The following is an 18,877-nucleotide window of genomic DNA, read 5'->3' as shown; positions in this document are numbered from 1 at the left end:
TCAGAAACCATGCAGTGGAATGCTTGTGTTGAATTGGGCCAGCGGATAGGCAAAACCAAACTTAACCTCTGTAAACAGGGTACGGAATTTGACCGCAGCTGTCACACTCATTCTCGGCGGAGCCGCATCGGGCAAGTCGGCGTTCGCCGAAAAACTGTGCATCTCCTCGGGCAAGCCGCGAGCGTACTGGGCCACGTCACAGGTGTTTGATGACGAGATGCGCGCAAAGGTGCACAAGCACCTTGTGCAGCGCGGTCCGGATTGGATGACACACGAAGAGCCCTTTGACGCGGTCAGTGTGCTCAACACGCTTTCGGAGGGCCAGATCTGCCTCATGGACTGCGCCACCATGTGGCTGACAAATCACCTGCTGGCCGAGCACGACTTGGAAGCGGAAACCGAAGGCCTGTTGACCGCCATTGACGCATGCGCTGCGGATATCGTGATTGTTACCAACGAAACCGGTCTCGGGATCGTGCCCGAGAACGCCCTGGCCCGCAGGTTCCGAGAAGCGCAAGGACGGCTCAATATCGCTCTGGCGGCCCGCGCAGAAAGGGTCGTTCAGGTGACTGCCGGTCTGCCTCTTGTTCTGAAAGGTACCCTGTCATGACCCGCCTGTTTCTGGTGCGCCACGGTCCAACCCATGCGAAATCCATGGTTGGCTGGTCGGACCTGCCTGCTGACCTGTCTGATACGGCTGCACTCGACCGGCTCTCCGCCGCTCTGCCAGATGACGCGCTAGTCGTCTCCTCGGATCTGTCCCGCGCCGCTGAGACGGCAAACGCCATCGCACGGGGCCGCACGAGGCTGCATCATCTGCCTGACCTCCGCGAAATCCACTTCGGAGCGTGGGAACTGCGAACCTGGAAGGACATCGATGCCGAGGACCCCGAACGCATCCGCGCCTACTGGGAAACCCCCGGAGATGTGCGCCCTCCCGGCGGCGAAAGCTGGAATGAGGTCTGCGCCCGCGTTGATCGCGCCATCGACAGCCTGATCGAAGCCCACCGAGGGCGAAATCTGGTTGTCGTGGGCCATTTTGGACAGATCCTGACCCAGATCCAGCGTGCCGAGGCCCTGACGGCGGAAGAGGCCTTTTCCCATCGGATCGACAATCTGTCGCTCACCGAGATCCACCACCGTACCGATGGCTGGCATACAGAGCGCATCAATCACCTTCCGTGATGGAGACGCGCACAAACCATCGATTTGATAACGCGCCGCACCACGATAGCCTGTCCCCATGACATATGATCTTTTTATCGGTGACCGCATGTATTCCAGCTGGTCCTTGCGCGGCTGGCTCATGCTTGAAAAATTTTCGCTTCCCCATGTAGTGCATATGGTGGGGCTGTATTCCGGAACCATGGCGCAGGATCTCGCGGATCTGGCGCCCGCACGCCTCGTGCCGACACTGCGCACGCCTGAAGGCATCGTGATTGGCGAAAGTCTTGCCATCGCCGAGACTCTCGCCGAACGGCACCCGGAGGCAGCTCTGTGGCCCAAGGATGCAGCCGCACGGGCAACCGCGCGTTGGCTGGTAGCTGAAATGGCCTGTGGGTTCTCCGCCCTGCGCGGCGATTGCGCCATGCAACTCAGTCACATCTGGGAAGGCTTCACGCCCTCTGATGCCGTACTCAGGGATCTGGCGCGGATTGAAGTGCTGTTCACCCATGCCCGCAAGGTATCAGGCGCGGATGATGGCTGGCTCTTCGGTGACTACAGCCTTGCCGATGCCTTCTACACGCCGGTCGCAGCACGGATCATCGGCTATGATTTGCCTGTTTCGCCCGAAACAAGGGCCTATTGCCGCGTGCTCTTGTGCGATCCAGCCGTTCTGCACTGGCAAAAACAGGCCCGCAAGGTGACTTACGACCCCGAACCCTATGCGCTGGACCTGCCACGCCGCGCATGGAGCCTAGATTAGGAAACAGTCACAAAGCCCGCGAAGCCAACGTCAAAAACACACGCTTAGCGTGCTTTTCAGGCGACTCTGATCGCGCGATTGCTAGTATTTTCACTGGACAATTCAGAGGGATAGCGCAGCATGATTTCGCGGGCCTACACAGTCGCATTTCAAGGGGTGGAGGCCCGCTCGGTCGAAGTGCAATGCGCCGTGGTACCGGGGCTGCCTGCTTTTTCCATCGTTGGCCTGCCAGACAAGGCCGTAAGCGAGGCACGCGAACGAGTGCGCTCGGCCTTTGCGGCAATGTCCATCGCGCTGCCGTCAAAGCGGATCACCGTGAACCTGTCACCCGCCGATCTGCCAAAGGAAGGCAGCCATTTCGACCTGCCCATCGCACTGGCGCTTTTGGCGGCCATAGAAGTGATCCCGGTCGAAACGGCGAGCGAGACCATCGCCCTTGGCGAACTCTCCCTTGATGGCACGTTGATCCCCGTTTTGGGCGCCCTGCCCGCCGCCATGACCGCCGCGAGCGAAGACCGCCTGCTGCTCTGTCCAAAGGCGTCGGGGGCCGAGGCCGCCTGGGTCGATGCGGCGCGGGTGATCGGTGCGACCAGCCTTCTGGATGTGGTGCGCCATTTCACCGGTAAGATGCCCCTCCCCGAGGCTGTCGCGGGCGAGGTCACAGATGCTCTTGGCGCACGTGATCTGCGCGACGTGAAAGGTCAGGAACGCGCCAAACGCGCGCTGGAGATTGCCGCCGCAGGAAGGCATCACCTGTTAATGGTCGGCCCGCCCGGATCGGGCAAATCCATGCTGGCCGCGCGCCTGCCGACGATCCTGCCGCCGCTTACCCCGCGCGAGGCTTTAGAGACTTCGATGATCCAGTCCTTATGCGGTTTGATCGAAGATGGCGGCATCAACCGCAGCCGCCCATTCCGCGAGCCGCACCATACCGCATCGATGGCGGCCATAGTGGGCGGAGGACGGCGTGCTCAGCCGGGTGAAATCAGCCTTGCCCACAATGGCGTGTTGTTTCTGGACGAGTTGCCGGAATTCTCCCGTCCCGTATTAGAAACCCTGCGCCAGCCTCTGGAAACCGGCGAGGTCATGGTCGCCCGCGCCAACGCTCATGTGAAATATCCGAGCCGTTTCATGCTGGTGGCCGCCGCCAACCCCTGCAAATGCGGGCATCTGGCGGACCCCTCCCGCGCCTGCTCCCGTGCGCCGATCTGCGCCGAAGACTACATGGGCCGCATTTCGGGTCCGTTGATGGATCGCTTTGATCTACGCATTGAAGTGCCGGCCGTGCCCTACAGTGATCTAGATCTTGCCTCTGCCAGCGAAGGCTCCAACGAGGTGGCTCAGCGCGTCTTTGCCGCCCGTGACCTGCAAGAGCACAGGTTCGTGGATCTGCCCGAGGTGCATCTCAATGCCGACGCGGAGGGGGCATTATTGGAAGAGATCGCCCCCCTTGATGCAGACAGTCGCGCTTTGCTGCACAAAGCCGCCGATCGGTTCTCGCTAACCGCCCGCGGCTATCATCGGGTTTTGCGGGTGGCGCGTACCATTGCCGATCTGGATGCCACTGACAGTATCGCCCGCCATCACATTGCAGAAGCACTGTCCTTTCGGATTGCCGGGTAAGCCTCAGACGGGGTCATAGGTGGACCTTGATGAACCGCGCCACATCGCGCAGGGCCTCGCGTGCCTCAGGAATCCAGCCGTCGAACAGATGCCACACATGCGGCGCATTGGGATGCGTGTGCGTCACAACCTGAGCGCCCGCCTGTCTCAAAACCTGCGCCATGCGGCAACTGTCGTCCTGCAGGATCTCGGTCTCAGAAAAATGAAGCAACACCTGAGGATAGTTCGGGAAATCCGCAAACAGTGGGGACAACCGTGGATCGCAGCGGTCTGTTTCGTCACCCAGGATCAGATCCACCAGTTCACCAATGCGGCGGGCCGGGAACAACACGTCGGAGCCTGCATTCCTGTGCAGGCTGTTCCCGGAAAGGCTCAGATCACACCATGGCGACAGCGCAAAGGCCGCAGCAGGCGGGGTGCCCACCCGGCACAAATGCCCCAAAAGCGCCAAGGCAAGCCCCCCACCGGCGGAATCGCCGCCAAGGACTATATCAGTTGGCCGGTATCCCAGCTCCGAGAGCCGCGCCCAAGCCTGGCACGCATCCTCAAAAGCGGCGGGGAAATGAAACTCCGGTGCCAGCGGATAATTGGGAGCGGCGACTTCTACACCGGCGAGCCCAGAAAGTCGCCCAATCATACCGAGGTGGGTTTCTGGGCTACCGGCGACATAGCCACCGCCATGGAAATAAAGGATAATCCGCCTTGTGCGGCGCGTCCCTCTGCTGATGCGGTGCAGACCGTCTTGGCCAACAAGGTGACATACAAGCGGCGGCACAGGCAAAAGGAGGCGCGCGAGACGCTCAAGAGCACGGCGCATTGGCGCAGGCTTATGGACGTGGCCCAAAAGAGGCCGCGCAGCCAAACGCAAGAACGCGTTCAGTGCCTTGAGCTGCCAGCTCAAGTACAGCGGGCCTCGATGGCCTGCCAAACCTTTCCGGCAATGTTGACACCATCAAAACCCTCTAGCTCCTGAATACCGGTGGGAGAGGTCACGTTGATCTCGGTCAGGTAGTCGCCGATCACGTCTATCCCGACAAAGATCTGCCCTTTTTCCTTCAAAAGTGGGCCGATGGTGGCGCAGATCTCAAGGTCGCGTTCCGTTAGTCCGATCTTTTCGGGACGCCCGCCCACATGCATGTTTGAGCGTGTCTCCCCCGCGGCGGGCACACGGTTGATCGCGCCCACGGCCTCGCCATCCACCAGGATGACGCGTTTGTCGCCATTGCTGACATCAGGCAGGAACTTTTGCACAATCAGCGGCTCCCGGCTGAACCCGGTGAAAAGTTCGTGCAGCGAAGTCAGGTTGCGATCATTGGCATCGAGCCGGAACACACCTGCGCCACCGTTGCCATAAAGGGGTTTCAGGATGATATCGCCATGCTTGGCCTTGAAAGCCTTGATGGTATCAAGGTCGCGCGCAATCGCAGTAGGCGGCGTCAAATCAGGGAAATCCAGCACCAGCAGTTTTTCCGGGTAGTTTCGCACCCAGAAGGGATCATTCACCACCAGGGTCTGCCCCTTAAGCCGGTCCAGCAGATGGGTCGAGGTAATATAGTGCATGTCAAACGGCGGGTCCTGACGCAGCCAAACGACGTCGAAATCGGCCAGATTCACTTCGCGCTCCTCGCCCAGCACAGCCGGGGTTCCGGCCACCCGCTGCACGGTCATGTCATATCCGCGCGCGGTGATGCGCCCTTCCTGATAGGCGAGGTGATCGGGGCTGTAATAGAACAGCTCGTGCCCGCGCGCCTGAGCTTCCTCTGCAAGGCGGAAGCTGCTGTCGGCATTGATGTCGACGCCCATGATCGGGTCCATCTGGAAGGCGATTTTCATGAAGTGCATCCCTTTTGTTTCGACGAATAGATGGCCCAGCAGGCCCGAAGGATCAATAGAGCAACGCCTGCCTAGCCCAGCCCAAAGGCATTTTCGAGGATCTCCACCGCCCCTTCCCCGTTCACAAGTACGGCATCAAGGCGCGCTTCGGTCAGCTGGCCCTGTGGTTCCCCATCAAGGAAATGCGCAGCACTGGTCATGATGCGCTGCATCTGGGCGGGAGTGATGCGCGCGGCTGCGGCCTCAAACGTGCTGCTGTGTTTGACCTCGGCAAAGACCACCAGCGCGCCCTTGCGCAGGATCAGGTCGATCTCACCACCGGGACCGCGCCAGCGGCGCATCGCCACCTGATAGCCGCGGGCCTCATAGGCGCGGGCGGCGGCCACTTCGGCGGCTTGTCCGGCCAGGTGGGCACGCTGGCCTTGATGATGCCGCCCTGCCAAGGCTTCAGCCCGCATCCTTGGCCAGTTGCAGCGCCAGCTGGTAAACCTTGCGCCGCGGCAACCCATGGGTTTCCGCCACGATCGAGGCCGCATCCTTGACCGAATTATCCTTCAAGGCGGCGCGCAGGTCTTCCTCCAGGTTGGCTTCACTCACCTCTTCTGCGCGCGCGCGGTCCACCAGCATCACGATTTCGCCCTTGACCGGGTTGTTATCCAACCCAGTGGCGAGGTCGCTGAGAGAGCCGCGCCGCACCTCTTCGAATTTTTTGGTCAGCTCGCGACAGAGCGCCGCCGGACGGTCCCCCAGAACCGCTGCCATATCGGCAACCGAGGCCGCGATGCGCTTGGGCGATTCGTAGAAGATCAGCGTGCCGGGCACAGCCCGCAGTTCTTCCAGGCGCTTGCGGCGGGCGGATGTTGCATTGGGCAGGAAACCCACAAAGAAGAAGGCATCCGTCGGCAGCCCCGCCAGTGTTAGCGCTGCCAGCGCCGCCGACGGTCCAGGTGCCACAGTAACCTTGTGTCCGGCTTCGGCGGCCGCACGGCTGAGGTCATAGCCCGGATCGGCAATCAGCGGCATCCCGGCTTCCGAGGCATAGGCGACCGACTGCCCCGCCTCCATCGCCTGCATCAGCCGCGCGCGGGCGCCTGCGCCGCTGTGGTCGTGATAGGCGATGATCTGACGACCGTTCAGCGGCACGCCATGGATCTCCATCAGCTTGCGCAGGGATCGCGTGTCTTCGGCGGCGATCACATCCGCCGAGGCCAGCACATCCAGCGCGCGCAGGGTAATGTCGCGCGCGGTCCCGATGGGCGTTGCCACAAAGTGAAGCCCCGGCAACAATTTGACGATCTGATGATTCACGCTGGACCCGCCTTCTTGGTCGTTTATGATCCCCCCGAATTCAATTCGGCCACGACAACGGGCGCCCGCCGCCCTAACAGGGGAGTTTAGAGGTCCATTATGTTCGCCGTTTTTAGACAGGCCCGCAAGGCGGCTTTGGCCGCTGTCACCGCAGTTTCCGCACTTGCGCTTGGCGCCTGTAACCCGGTCAGCACCGGCGGCGGTCCTTCGATCAACACCTCAAAACCCGTTCCCGTCGCCCTTCTGGTGCCAAAAGGATCGACGCAAGCGGGCGACAGCGTGCTTGCTCAAAGCCTGGAAAATGCCGCACGGCTGGCGATCGGAGACCTCAAAGGCGTCCAGATTGATCTGCGTGTCTATGACACAGCCGGTGATCCGACCGTGGCCGCCAACGCCGCAACCCAAGCGATCAATGACGGCGCAAGAATCCTGCTTGGCCCTGTCTATGCGGAAGCTGCAAACGCAGCGGGTGTTGCGGCTGCAAAGCGCAATGTGAACGTTCTCGCCTTTTCCAACAACACCGCGATCGCGGGCGGGAACGTGTTCATCCTTGGCGCAACATTCGCCAACACGGCGCAGCGCCTGACCTCTTACGCGGCGCGTCAGGGGCGAAACAACATCGTGATCGTTGCTGGCAATGATGCGGCCGGTCAGGCCGGCAGCAGCGCCATTCAGGCAGCCGCTGCGCGCAGCGGCTCCACCATCGCGGGCACCATCGGCTATGAACTGTCCCAGAAGGGCGTGATCGATGCAATTGGCCCGGTCCGCGATACCGCCCGCGCAAGTAACGCCACTGCGATCTTCATGACCGCAACCACAGCCGGCGCCCTGCCGCTCTTGACCCAGCTCCTACCGGAGGCAGGGCTCGACAAGGAAACCTACCAATACATTGGCCTGACCCGCTGGGATATTCCGTCCCAAACCCTCGCGATGCCGGGTGTTCAAGGTGGCTGGTTCGCCCTGCCAGATCCGGCCAAATCCCAGCAATTCGTGTCACGCTACAGCGCGGCCTATGGCGGCACACCGCATTCGATCGGTGGTCTGGCCTATGACGGGATCGCAGCCATTGGCGCGCTTGTCAGCGCCGGAAAGACCGACGCACTGACCGGCGCGGCCCTGACGCAGCCTGCAGGCTTCCAGGGCACCGGCGGCATCTTCCGCCTGCGTCCGGATGGCACCAATGAGCGCGGCCTGGCCGTCGCCACAATCCAAGAACAGAAGGTGGTCGTCATTGACCCAGCCCCAAGCAGCTTCTCCGGCGCCGGTTTCTGATCCGGCCCCCAACTCCCAAGGGCTTCTGCCCCCGATCAAGAACGAGCTGATCTGCCCGTCGACGCAGATCTTTGACGCAGAGAAACTGCGCAACCAATTGTCGCAGGCTGCCAAAACCATGGATGCAACTGCGCTAAGGGCCGAGGTCGTGCGCCTACTGCGAGAGGCCAACAAGGACGGACGCGCAGCGATCGCGTCCGCCTTTGCACTGTCTCCGTTTTCTGCCCGCGCTCTGACCCAATCATACAGTCATCTGACGGACGGGTTGGTAACAACCGCGTTCTATGCGGCGACCGAACTGTTGCACCCACTCTCCAACCCGACCCGTGGCGAGCGTATCGCGGTCATGGCCGTGGGCGGCTACGGTCGCGCCGAAATGGCGCCCTTTTCGGACGTGGATCTGCTGTTTCTGACTCCTTACAAGATCACCGCCTGGGCCGAGAGCGTGATCGAATCCATGCTCTACATCCTGTGGGATCTTCGCCTCAAGGTCGGCCACTCCAGCCGCACCATCAAGGATTGCATCCGCCTTGGCGCTGAAGACTACACCATCCGCACGGCCATGCTGGAACACCGCTTCCTGTCGGGCGACTCCGATCTTGCCGCAGAGTTGGATGACCGCCTGCAAAGCGATCTGTTCTCCAAGGATGCCCGCGACTTCATCGAGGCCAAGCTCGAAGAGCGAGACCAACGCCACCTTAAACAGGGTGAACGCTACATGGTCGAGCCAAACGTCAAAGAGGGCAAGGGCGGCCTGCGCGATCTGCAATCGCTGTTCTGGATCGCCAAGTACCTGTACCAGGTGCAGGACGTGGCAGAACTGGTCCCCCTTGGGCTGTTCAGCGAAGATGAATTCGCCTTCTTTGCTGAGGCCGAAAGCTTTCTTTGGGCGGTACGCTCGCACCTGCATCTGGTGACGAACCGTGCCACCGAACAGTTGACCTTTGATCTTCAGGTCGAGGTGGCCCAGCGTATGGGCTATCAGGACAAAGCCGGACGCCGCGCGGTCGAGATCTTCATGCAGGACTATTTTCGCAAGGCGACCCAGGTCGGGGACATCACCCGGATTTTTCTCACCAAACTCGAAGCCAGCCAGCAAAAGAACGAACCGCTTTTGGAGCGGATCTTTCGCCGCCGCCCCCGGATCAAACCAGGCTACAAGGTGGTCAACAACCGGTTGGACGTTGAAGATGCGGAGAGCTTTCTTGAAGACAAGTTGAATCTCTTGCGGATCTTCGAAGAAGCCCTGCGCACAGGCATGCTGATCCATCCCGACGCCATGCGCCTTGTGACTGCGAATCTGGATCTGATCGACGACGAGATGCGCGGCAACAAGGAAGCCAACCGGATTTTTCTTGACCTATTGCTGAAACACGGCAACCCCGAACGCGCCCTGCGTCGTATGAACGAACTTGGAGTGCTCTCTGCCTTCATGCCCGAGTTTGAACCCATCGTGGCAATGATGCAGTTCAACATGTACCATTCCTACACGGTGGACGAGCACACGATCCAGGTGATCTCAAACTACGCATCCATTGAGCGGGGGGAGCTGGAAGAGGAACTGCCGGTCTCTTCAGAGGTGTTGCGCAGCGGGATCAACCGCAAGGTGCTGATGATTGCCATGCTGCTGCATGACATCGGCAAGGGCCGTGAGCAGGATCACTCGATCCTCGGCGCCCAGATCGCACGCAAGGTTGCCCCGCGCCTTGGGCTTAACAAATCCGACAGCGAAACAGTCGAGTGGCTGGTACGCTATCACCTGCTGATGTCGGATATGGCGCAAAAACGCGATATTGCCGATCCGCGCACCGTGCGCGGATTTGCCAAGGCCGTACAATCGGTGAAACGGCTGGATCTTTTGCTGCTGCTCACCGTCTGCGACATCCGCGGCGTCGGCCCGGACACCTGGAACAACTGGAAAGCAGCGCTTTTGCGCTCGCTTTACAACCAAACCCGCCGCGCTCTTGAGGACGGCATGGAGGCACTCAGCCGCGAACATCGTGGCACAGCCGCAAAAAAGGCGCTGCGTGCAGCTTTGCCGGAATGGAGCAAAGCGGACCTCAAACGCGAAACCTCACGCCACTATCCCCCGTATTGGCAAGGCCTTCATGTGACCGCCCATGTTGATTTTGCCGAGATGCTGCAAGAGCTCGAGGCGAAGGACGATCCCGGAGAGGTCATCATTCGCCTGCACCCGGATGAAGATCGAGATGCCACCCGCGCCTGTTTTACAATGTCCGATCATCCCGGCATCTTTGCCCGTGTGGTCGGCGCTCTCGCGCTGGTCGGAGCCAATGTGGTCGATGCGCGCTCATACACCACCAAGGACGGCTATGTAACGGATGCCTTCTGGATTCAGGACGCTGAAGGACATCCATTTGAGGCCTCGCGCCTGCCGCGTCTCACCCAGATGATCCTGAAAACCCTGAAAGGCGAAGTCATTGCCCGCGAGGCTTTGGTGTCGCGCGACAAGATCAAAAAGCGCGAAAAAGCCTTCAACGTTCCCACCCACATTACCTTTGATAACGAAGGCTCCGAAATCTACACCATCATCGAGGTGGACACCCGTGATCGGGCGGGACTGCTTTATGACCTGGCGCGCACGCTGGCGGATGCAAACGTCTATATCGCCAACGCCGTGATAGCGACCTATGGGGAACAGGTTGTGGATACCTTCTACGTCAAGGATATGTTCGGATTGAAATATCATTCGGAGTCAAAGCAGAAGACTCTGGAACGCAAACTGCGAGAGGCCATCTCGGCCGGGGCCGAACGGGCCGGTTCATGAAGCCCGTGAAACTGATTTCCGGCTTCATGACGGTCGGTTTCTGGACTCTTGCCAGCCGTGTCCTGGGATTTGCGCGTGACATCATGATCGCAAGCTTCCTGGGCACTGGCGCGGTGGCCGAGGCTTTTCTCGTGGCCTTCAGTCTGCCCAACATGTTCCGCCGGTTCTTTGCCGAAGGGGCCTTCAACACAGCCTTTGTGCCTCTGTTTTCGAAGAAGCTGCAAAAGGGGGAGGATCCGCTCGGCTTTGCCAGAGATGCCTTCTCTGGCCTTGCGACTGTTCTCATCGTCTTCACTCTGTTTGCCCAACTGGTCATGCCGTGGCTGGTTCTGGCGATGGCCAGCGGATTTCGCGGCGATGTGCGGTTTGATCTGGCAGTTGATTTCGGCCGCATCACCTTCGCCTATATCCTGTTCATCTCCCTGGCGGCCCTCCTATCCGGAGTACTCAACGCTTCAGGCCGGTTTGCAGCCGCGGCGGCTGCGCCCGTACTTTTGAACATCATCCTCGTCAGCGCGCTGCTGCTGGGGGAGAAGGGTGCGTTTGGCTCCGGGATGGAACCGTCCGATCCAGACCTTGCGGGCCTGTCGCAAGGTACCATCCTGGCCTGGGGGACACTGCTGGCCGGTGTTGCGCAGATGGGGCTGGTCTGGATCGCAGCTCGGCGCGCTGGTTTCACGGTGTTGCCGCGACGACCGCGGCTCACCCCGGACCTGCGGCGCCTTGCCATCATAGCTGCGCCCGCAATGTTGGCCGGCGGCGTTGTCCAGATCAACCTGCTCGTCGGACGCCAGGTTGCGAGTTTCTTTGATGGCGCGATTGCCTGGCTCAGCTATGCGGATCGGCTTTATCAGTTGCCGCTTGGCGTGGTTGGCATTGCCGTAGGGATCGTTCTGCTGCCGGATCTGTCGCGCCGATTGGCCGCGGCGGATGAGGCAGGCTCTCAGAACGCCCTAAGCCGTGCGGCGGAGATCTCCCTTGCCCTCACCATACCGTCGGCCGTCGCTCTGGTTGTGATCCCACTGCCACTGGTGTCGGTCCTGTTCGAACGCGGCGCCTTTGATTTCAATGACAGTCAGGCCACGGCCTTTGCCGTCGCGGTCTACGGGCTGGGCCTGCCCGCCTTTGTCATGCAGAAAGTGCTTCAACCGCTTTATTTTGCTCGTGAGGACACACGAACGCCATTTCGTTTTGCGCTGGTGGCCATGGCCGTAAATGCGGTGGCTGCCATCCTCTGTGCCTATCTTTTTGGTTTCATCGGCGCCGCACTCGGCACCACGATTGCCGGCTGGGCGATGGTGCTTCTGCTTGCCTCCGGCTGCAAAGGAATGGGGCAAAGCGCCCGTTTCGACAGCCGCTTTCATAGCCGCATCGGCCGGATCATCCTTGCCGCCCTCGCGATGGGTGTGCTCCTGTGGGGGCTGGCATGGCTGATGGAGCCTTGGTTGTTCCGCGCCAGTGTCCGCTATCCCGCGCTCGCCCTTCTCGTCCTGGCTGGCATCGTCAGCTATTTTTCAATTGGACAGGTCATCGGAGCATTCAGGTTAGCGGAGTTCAAAACTGCCCTTCGCCGCAGCCCGAAACAAAAGTGATGTACACCGACATGACAGCCCAAGAGCCGCGCGCAGGTGAAACGGATTTTCACGCGCCGCAGTAAAGCGGAACATCACGGCAAAGGAAAAGGCCGCCCAAAACCGGGCGGCCTTTCATGATTCGGGAAGCAACAGCACCGTCATCATTTCTGTTCGTCAGTTTGCGTCAGACAGAGGCCTGACAAACAACCTTACAGCAGTTCCAGCGAACCTGCGGACTGCTTGCCGTCGCGACCAGTTTCCAGTTCATAGGAAACTTTCTGGTTGTCGTTCAAACCGTTGAGGCCCGAGCGTTCAACCGCAGAGATGTGTACGAACACATCTTTTCCGCCGGACTCGGGCTCGATAAAGCCGTAGCCTTTAGTTGCGTTGAACCATTTTACGGTGCCGTTGGCCATCCGATATCTCCAGTATAGACTACCCCCGCAACGTGCGAGGGCATACGCCTGTCTATCACAAGGAGCGCGGGCCGACCATGCCAATAATGTCATAAGTCTTGCGCAGGATCGGTGCGGTGATTTCACGCGCACGCTCGGCGCCGCGGGTCAGGATGCGGTCGATCTCGTCCTGCTCGTTCATCAGGCGGGCCATTTCGGTCGAGATCGGTGCCATTTTGGAGACCGCGAGATCCGCGAGCATCGGCTTGAACTCGGAAAATTGCTTCCCGCCCACATCGGCAAGCACCTGCTCAACGCTCTGATCGTTGAGGGCGGCGTAGATATTGACCAGGTTGCGGGCCTCGGGGCGGTCCTCAAGTCCCTTTTCTTCACTCGGCAGAGCCTCGGGATCGGTCTTGGCCTTGCGGATTTTCTTGGCGATGGCGTCAGCGTCATCGGTCAGGTTGATGCGGCTGGCATCCGATGGGTCCGATTTCGACATCTTCTTGGAGCCGTCGCGCAGGGACATGACGCGGGTCGCCGCCCCTTCGATCACAGGTTCGGTCATTGGGAAGAAATCAACGCCGTAGTCGTGATTGAACTTGGCGGCGATGTCGCGGGTCAACTCAAGGTGCTGTTTCTGATCCTCGCCCACCGGAACGTGGGTCGCGTGATAGACCAGAATGTCCGCCGCCATCAGCGCCGGATAGCCAAACAGCCCCAGTGAGGCGTTCTGCGCATTCTTGCCTGCTTTGTCCTTGAACTGGGTCATACGCTGCATCCAGCCCATGCGGGCGACGCAGTTGAACACCCAACCCAGCTGCGCATGCTCAGGCACCTGGCTCTGGTTGATCAGGATGGACTGCTCGGGATCTAGGCCAGCCGCGATGAAACCGGCGCAGAGTTCACGCGTGGATTTCTTCAGATCCGCAGGATCCTGCCAGACGGTGATCGCGTGCAGATCGACCATGCAGTAGATGGTTTCCACATCCTTGGCCTGCCAGTCGACAAAACGCTTGAGCGCGCCAAGGTAGTTGCCGAGATGCAGGTTGCCCGAAGGCTGGATGCCGGAAAAAACACGCGGCGTGAAGGTGGTCTCGCTCATCGAGAAACTCCCGTCTGGAAATAGAGCCTGCGGTGGCTTAACCATGGGCGCAACGGTCGTCAACAGCCCGCCCCCTATGCGGGCTGGCGCGGGCACATCAAAAGACCGGAGCGAGGCAAAAAGGGCCAATCGAAATGAGCAGCAGCGAAAACCCCTCCCCCGTCAATCCGCTGCCGCCTGTGGTGGTGGCGCTGGTTCTGGTGATCATGGGAATTGAAGCCGCCTTTTCCTTGGGTGCACGGGGCATCATCGGCGGACCGTCCGCCGTGGGCTGGCGGCTCGAGGCGTTTCAATCCTATGCCTTTTCAGCCGAGATCTTCTGGTGGATGTGGGAGACGGGGCAATGGCCCCTGGAGCACCTGATGCGCTTTGTCTCTTACGCCTTTGTGCATGGCAGCTTTACCCATGCGCTATTTGTCTGCGTCTTTGTGCTGGCAATGGGCAAGATGGTCGGAGAGGTCTTTGGCGATCTGGCGATGATCCTGATCTTTGTCCTCTCAGCCATCGGGGGCGCTGTGGGATATGCAGTGTTTTCTGGGTCTGAAGTTCCGTTGATCGGCGGTTTCCCAGCCGTCTACGGGTTGATAGGCGCCTTCACCTACATCCTGTGGCGACAGCTGTCACTCGTCGGCGCGCAGCAAAGCCGGGCCTTTTCGCTGATTGCCTTTTTGATGGGGATCCAGCTTCTCTTTGCGCTGCTGTTTGGGGGGCAGCCGGACTGGATCGCGGACCTGGCGGGTTTTGCGACAGGGTTTGCCTTGTCGTTCTTCCTCGCACCGGGTGGCTGGGCAAGAGTCCGCAACAAGATCCGTCACGACTAAAGGCAAACACAGGCGCTCCCGCCCGTCTGCGGCATGACACATGCCTTATCCCGTTGGGCATGGCGCCGCGCCAAGGCGCGGCGCAGGTGGCCCTAGGCTCGACCGTTGCGACGTCGTCCGACGAACCCTACGGCTCCAAGCCCTAGCAAAAGCAAGGGCAGCGCGGCTGGGACCGGTACCGGTGCCATCGTCGAGACGAACCCGCCAAAGCGTTCATTGTCATTGGTGCCAGATGTCTCGCGCATCTCCACCCGGTCAAAAGGGTTGGCGTAGAGCGCTCCGAAGAAGGCGATCGTATCATTGATCGGATTGAAGGTCTCGCTGCCGACAACCGCGCCGCCGTTTTTGAAAGTGAAGGTAAAGGTCGAGTCGCTACAGACGGCCGTTCCGCAGCCATTTATCGTGCCGGCCAGAGTAGACTCGAAGATATCGAGACCGAACCCAAACCGAAGCGTATCGAACTGAAAATTGAGATGCTCAACACCGCTGATCAGAATGGCATTTGCGATTCCTAAATCACTGGCGCCAAATGAAGAGGCCGAGGCCATTTCCGGCCCGAGCGTACTCACCGTCAGGCCGTTGCTAAATGCACGGGACGTTGTGCCGCGCGGAATATTGCCGGTCGTATGATCGCTCGCGGTTCCGGACGCTGCAAGAAACGCCGTACGGTCCGTGAATGTTGCTGCCATCGCCGAGGTCGACATACACAATGCGGCGACCGCCACTGTAAAAAATATCTTTAACACGTTGCAATCCCCACAAAAACTCCCACACCGGCGTAAAAGTCCGCCCGATTCGAGTCAATTTTTCATTAATAATGGTTAATGCAGCAGCCAGAGGATGTACTGTTCCGGTACCCCGGCTGCGCTCCTGCAGCTGCCTTTTGCAACAATCCGCACAGGCCTGCTGAAACAAGGCTGACGTTGGTGACGTAGAGAGCCTCAGCTTCTGCCTAAAGCCCCTTCACGCCATTGAGCGTAAGTGTGGCAACCATATCGGCATAGCCTTCGCGGGCCTCGGATCCGGCACCGGAATTCCACATGTAATACCAGTTCAGCATGCCAAAGACTGACATTGTGGCGCCGCGCAACTTGGCCGGATCACCCTCAAAAACATCAGGTGCCACAGCGCTGATCGCATCGCTCATGAAGGCAACGAGTTCGCGCTGATAACCCCGCAGCAGTTTTTGCTGTTCTTCAGGAAGGGCCGACATGGCGCTGATCTGCACCTGATGTTCGTTATCGGCACCCTGGTAGGCCAAGAGCACCTCCGCCACGATGCGGCGCAGGCGGGCCTCTGGGTCGAGGCCCGTCAGGTCCAACCCGCAGACCCGATCCCGCAGATCGCTCAGATAGGTTTCAAGGAGGCCGAAAAGAACGGCATCCTTGCTGTCATAGTAATGGTAGATATTGGCCTTGGAGATCCCGCAGTCGCGTGCCAGCTGGGTCATCGAGGCGCGGTCATACCCGGCCTCGGCAAACACCTTGGCTGCAGATTTCAGGATCTGCGTGCGTTTCTGGTCATGGTCTTTTGCAATCGTGCGGGCCACGGATATCTTACCCCTTGTCGCGGTTGTCGATGACGCGCTTGGCCTTGCCCTGGCTGCGCTCGACCTCGCCGGGATCGCCGACGATGATCTCGGTCGAAACACCGACCATATCCTTGATCCGCTTGGTCAGCATCCGCGCTGCGGCGGTCTTGGATAGCTCGTCCGTAGCGTCCGGGTTGGCCTCGACGTAGACGCGCATCGCATCCATGCGGCCGGATTTATAGAGCTCGATCTGGTAATGCGGCGCGAGTCCGCCAGTTGCCATCAGCTGTTCCTCGATCTGGCTGGGGAAGACGTTCACGCCGCGCAGGATGATCATGTCGTCACTGCGACCGGTGATCTTTTCGATCCGGCGCATGGTCCTGGCAGTGCCCGGCAGCAAGCGAGTCAGGTCACGGGTGCGGTAACGCACCATCGGCAGGCCTTCCTTGGTGAGCGTGGTGAAGACCAGCTCGCCCATCTCGCCATCGGGCAGCACTTCACCGGTAACGGGATCGATGATCTCGGGCAGGAAGTGGTCTTCCCAGATCACCGGGCCGTCCTTGGTTTCCACGCATTCGCTGGCGACACCGGGCCCCATGATTTCCGAAAGGCCGTAAATATCCACCGCATGCATATCAAAGGCGTCCTCGACCTCCTTGCGCATGGCGTCGGTCCAGGGTTCGGCGCCGAAGATACCCACCTGCAGCGAGCTTTCACGCGGGTCAAGACCCACCTTGTGGTACTGCTCAAGGATGTTCAGCATGTAAGAGGGCGTCACCATGATCCCATCTGGCTGGAAATCGGTGATCAGGCCCACCTGTTTCTCGGTCTGACCGCCGGACATTGGCACGACTGTGGCGCCAAGGCGTTCGATCCCGTAATGGGCGCCAAGGCCGCCAGTGAACAGACCATAGCCATAGGCGTTATGCACCATGTTGCCCTTGCGCAGACCGGCGGCGCGCAAAGACCGCGCGACCAGATCGGCCCAATTGTCGATGTCATTCTTGGTGTAACCCACAACGGTCGGCTTGCCCGTGGTGCCGGAGGAGGCATGCAGGCGGATGATCTCTTCGCGCGGCACGGCAAACAGGCCGAACGGGTAGTTGTCGCGCAGGTCGTTCTTGTAGGTGAAGGGGAACTTCGCAAGGTCTGACAGTTGTTGCAGGTCATCGGGGTGTACGCCCGCCTCGTCGAACCGCTGCTTGTACATCGGCACGTTTTCATAGGCATGGCGCAACGACCACTTAAGCCGCTCCAGTTGAAGACTGCGAATTTCGTCGATCGATGCGATTTCGATCGCGTCGAGATCGCTCTTGTTGGGGGTCAGGTCTTTCATGGCGTCCTCCTCACCTATTCTTCGAACAGATGGCCCTTGATCGCGCGGGACTGGCCCCGAAACTCTGCGATCACCAGGTCATCCTGATTTCTTACTGTCACGTCGTAAATACCGCTGCGCCCTGTCAGAGAGACCTCGCGCGCATCGGCGGTCAGCCGGTCGCCCAGGCGGCCCGGCGCGGTATAGGTAATGCTGTTGCTTTGCGCCACGGTCGACTGGTTGCGGCTGTTGCAGGCAAAGGCAAAGGCGCTGTCGGCCAGCATGAAGGTGACGCCCCCATGGCAGATGCCATGGCCGTTGCAATGATGGGCCTCCACCGTCAGTTGCAGCACGGCGCGGCCTTCATCGACCTCAGCAATCTCCATCCCGGCCCATTTCGACGCATTGTCGCTGGCCCACATGGCGGCGCTGGATTTCTCGGCGCGTTCTTTTGGTGTCATGCTCATTTGCCCTTGAAGACCGGCTGGCGTTTTTCCAGGAAAGAGGCGACGCCTTCGGCATAATCGGCGCTTTCGCCGCAGGTTTTCATCGCGTCTGCTTCCATCTCAAGATGGTCGGTCAGCGTGTCCACGGCGGCGGCCTGAATGCATTGCTTGGTCAGGCCCATGCCCAAGGTCGGACCGTTGCCGAACTTCTCGGCCATGGCGCGCGCCTCACTCATCAGTTCGTCATCGGGCAGCGCCTTCCAGATCAGCCCCCAGTCTTCGGCCTTTTTTGCTGGCAGCGGCTCGGCGGTGAAGGCCAGCCCCTTGGCGCGGGCTTCGCCCAGCAGACGTGGCAGATGCCAGCTGCCGCCGGTATCCGGGATCAGGCCCACTTTCGAGAAGGACTGGATGAACTTGGCGCTTTCGGCGGCCAGAACCACGTCACAGGCGAGCGCGATATTGGCCCCTGCCCCGGCCGCGACGCCATTCACAGCACAGATCACCGGGAAGTTCAGCGAGCGGATCAGCCGCACCAGCGGCGCATAGAAGGTGCGCACAGTGTTGCCGAGGTCCGGCGGGCCATCCATCTTGCGCGGATCGCGGTCACCCAGATCCTGGCCGGCGCAAAAGCCACGCCCAGCACCCGTCAGCAGAACAGCACGGGCCCCACCATCCCGGGCGGCCTCCAATGCGGCGCGTAGCGCATAGTGCATTTCATCGTTGAAGCTGTTCAGACGGTCCGGGCGGTTGAGGGTGATTTCCACCCAAGCCCCATGATCCGCAACCAGAATCGAGTCAGCCATTTCCCGCTCCCATATGTCATTCCCTCCGCCAAAACCCTGTTTTCATAGCGAAAACACCGGCACGACGGCCTCTTGGACAATTTTCTTGCATAAACCGACCGGACGGTCAATATATATCGCAATTCAATCAGGCCCC

At 60.3% G+C, this 18,877-nt stretch carries 19 protein-coding genes; 8 read left to right on the top strand and 11 right to left on the bottom strand.

The features are described from left to right. Positions 1-88 precede the first annotated feature (88 nt). The 4 genes from cobU (at position 89) to INS80_RS11740 (ending at position 3,550) form a co-directional block, all read left to right on the top strand. Positions 89-610: a bifunctional adenosylcobinamide kinase/adenosylcobinamide-phosphate guanylyltransferase gene (gene cobU, locus INS80_RS11755; RefSeq protein ID WP_192965821.1), complete on the top strand. Its 522-nt coding sequence runs from the start codon at positions 89-91 to the stop codon at positions 608-610. Next, positions 607-1,185, top strand: coding sequence for a histidine phosphatase family protein (locus INS80_RS11750; RefSeq protein ID WP_192965820.1), 579 nt, complete (start codon positions 607-609; stop codon positions 1,183-1,185). Before cobU ends, INS80_RS11750 begins: the two co-directional genes overlap by 4 nt. 58 nt (positions 1,186-1,243) lie before the next feature. Beyond that, positions 1,244-1,927 (top strand): glutathione S-transferase, encoded by a 684-nt coding sequence (locus INS80_RS11745; protein ID WP_192965819.1) that lies wholly within the window; start codon positions 1,244-1,246, stop codon positions 1,925-1,927. Between the two features lie 120 nt (positions 1,928-2,047). Further along, positions 2,048-3,550 carry a YifB family Mg chelatase-like AAA ATPase gene (locus INS80_RS11740; RefSeq protein ID WP_192965818.1) on the top strand — a complete coding sequence of 501 codons (1,503 nt, stop codon included), beginning with the start codon at positions 2,048-2,050 and terminating at the stop codon, positions 3,548-3,550. A 13-nt stretch (positions 3,551-3,563) separates the two neighbouring features. Here INS80_RS11740 and INS80_RS11735 read toward each other — a convergent pair whose 3' ends face one another. The 4 genes from INS80_RS11735 to rsmI all read right to left on the bottom strand — a co-directional run bounded on the left by INS80_RS11735 (position 3,564) and on the right by rsmI (position 6,691). Further along, positions 3,564-4,367, bottom strand: a complete 804-nt coding sequence (locus INS80_RS11735) for an alpha/beta hydrolase (RefSeq protein ID WP_369411399.1) — start codon at positions 4,365-4,367, stop codon at positions 3,564-3,566. 80 nt (positions 4,368-4,447) lie between these two features. Continuing rightward, a complete protein-coding gene (gene gshB, locus INS80_RS11730; RefSeq protein WP_192965816.1) occupies positions 4,448-5,383 on the bottom strand; it encodes a glutathione synthase in 936 nt (311 codons plus the stop codon). A gap of 71 nt (positions 5,384-5,454) precedes the next feature. Continuing rightward, on the bottom strand, positions 5,455-5,841 hold the full coding sequence (locus tag INS80_RS11725) for a YraN family protein (RefSeq protein ID WP_192965815.1): 387 nt from the start codon (positions 5,839-5,841) through the stop codon (positions 5,455-5,457). Beyond that, positions 5,831-6,691: a 16S rRNA (cytidine(1402)-2'-O)-methyltransferase gene (rsmI, locus tag INS80_RS11720; protein ID WP_192965814.1), complete on the bottom strand. Its 861-nt coding sequence runs from the start codon at positions 6,689-6,691 to the stop codon at positions 5,831-5,833. Before rsmI ends, INS80_RS11725 begins: the two co-directional genes overlap by 11 nt. A 99-nt stretch (positions 6,692-6,790) precedes the next feature. Here rsmI and INS80_RS11715 point away from each other — a divergent pair, with 99 nt between their 5' ends. Genes INS80_RS11715 through murJ form a run of 3 tightly spaced genes read left to right on the top strand, consistent with a single transcriptional unit; the run spans position 6,791 to position 12,343 of the window. Next, a complete protein-coding gene (locus tag INS80_RS11715; RefSeq protein WP_192965813.1) occupies positions 6,791-7,963 on the top strand; it encodes a penicillin-binding protein activator in 1,173 nt (390 codons plus the stop codon). Next, a complete protein-coding gene (locus tag INS80_RS11710; RefSeq protein ID WP_192965812.1) occupies positions 7,923-10,751 on the top strand; it encodes a [protein-PII] uridylyltransferase in 2,829 nt (942 codons plus the stop codon). Before INS80_RS11715 ends, INS80_RS11710 begins: the two co-directional genes overlap by 41 nt. Beyond that, complete coding sequence (gene murJ, locus INS80_RS11705) at positions 10,748-12,343, top strand: murein biosynthesis integral membrane protein MurJ (RefSeq protein ID WP_192965811.1); 1,596 nt, start codon at positions 10,748-10,750, stop codon at positions 12,341-12,343. Before INS80_RS11710 ends, murJ begins: the two co-directional genes overlap by 4 nt. Positions 12,344-12,534: 191 nt before the next feature. Here the strand turns inward: murJ and INS80_RS11700 are convergent, their stop codons facing one another. Further along, on the bottom strand, positions 12,535-12,741 hold the full coding sequence (locus INS80_RS11700; protein ID WP_014875579.1) for a cold-shock protein: 207 nt from the start codon (positions 12,739-12,741) through the stop codon (positions 12,535-12,537). A gap of 55 nt (positions 12,742-12,796) precedes the next feature. Next, a complete protein-coding gene (gene trpS, locus INS80_RS11695) occupies positions 12,797-13,825 on the bottom strand; it encodes a tryptophan--tRNA ligase (RefSeq protein WP_192965810.1) in 1,029 nt (342 codons plus the stop codon). A gap of 134 nt (positions 13,826-13,959) precedes the next feature. On the opposite strand from trpS, the gene INS80_RS11690 reads away from it, so the two are divergent. Continuing rightward, entirely contained in the window at positions 13,960-14,646 is a 687-nt protein-coding gene (locus INS80_RS11690) for a rhomboid family intramembrane serine protease (RefSeq protein WP_192965809.1), read from the top strand. A 92-nt stretch (positions 14,647-14,738) separates the two neighbouring features. On the opposite strand, the gene INS80_RS11685 is transcribed toward INS80_RS11690, so the two are convergent. The 5 genes from INS80_RS11685 to paaG all read right to left on the bottom strand — a co-directional run bounded on the left by INS80_RS11685 (position 14,739) and on the right by paaG (position 18,741). After that, complete coding sequence (locus INS80_RS11685) at positions 14,739-15,392, bottom strand: PEP-CTERM sorting domain-containing protein (protein WP_192965808.1); 654 nt, start codon at positions 15,390-15,392, stop codon at positions 14,739-14,741. 206 nt (positions 15,393-15,598) lie between these two features. Then, positions 15,599-16,195 (bottom strand): TetR/AcrR family transcriptional regulator, encoded by a 597-nt coding sequence (locus INS80_RS11680; protein ID WP_192965807.1) that lies wholly within the window; start codon positions 16,193-16,195, stop codon positions 15,599-15,601. A gap of 7 nt (positions 16,196-16,202) precedes the next feature. Then, a complete protein-coding gene (gene paaK, locus INS80_RS11675; RefSeq protein WP_192965806.1) occupies positions 16,203-17,513 on the bottom strand; it encodes a phenylacetate--CoA ligase PaaK in 1,311 nt (436 codons plus the stop codon). Between the two features lie 14 nt (positions 17,514-17,527). After that, entirely contained in the window at positions 17,528-17,953 is a 426-nt protein-coding gene (gene paaI / locus INS80_RS11670) for a hydroxyphenylacetyl-CoA thioesterase PaaI (protein WP_192965805.1), read from the bottom strand. A 2-nt stretch (positions 17,954-17,955) separates the two neighbouring features. Beyond that, entirely contained in the window at positions 17,956-18,741 is a 786-nt protein-coding gene (gene paaG, locus INS80_RS11665; protein WP_192965804.1) for a 2-(1,2-epoxy-1,2-dihydrophenyl)acetyl-CoA isomerase PaaG, read from the bottom strand. Between the last annotated feature and the right edge of the window lie 136 nt (positions 18,742-18,877).

The organism is Phycobacter azelaicus, assembly GCF_014884385.1.
GTDB classification, from domain to species: Bacteria; Pseudomonadota; Alphaproteobacteria; order Rhodobacterales; family Rhodobacteraceae; genus Phycobacter; species Phycobacter azelaicus.
This window is presented reverse-complemented; position numbering and strand designations above follow the sequence as displayed.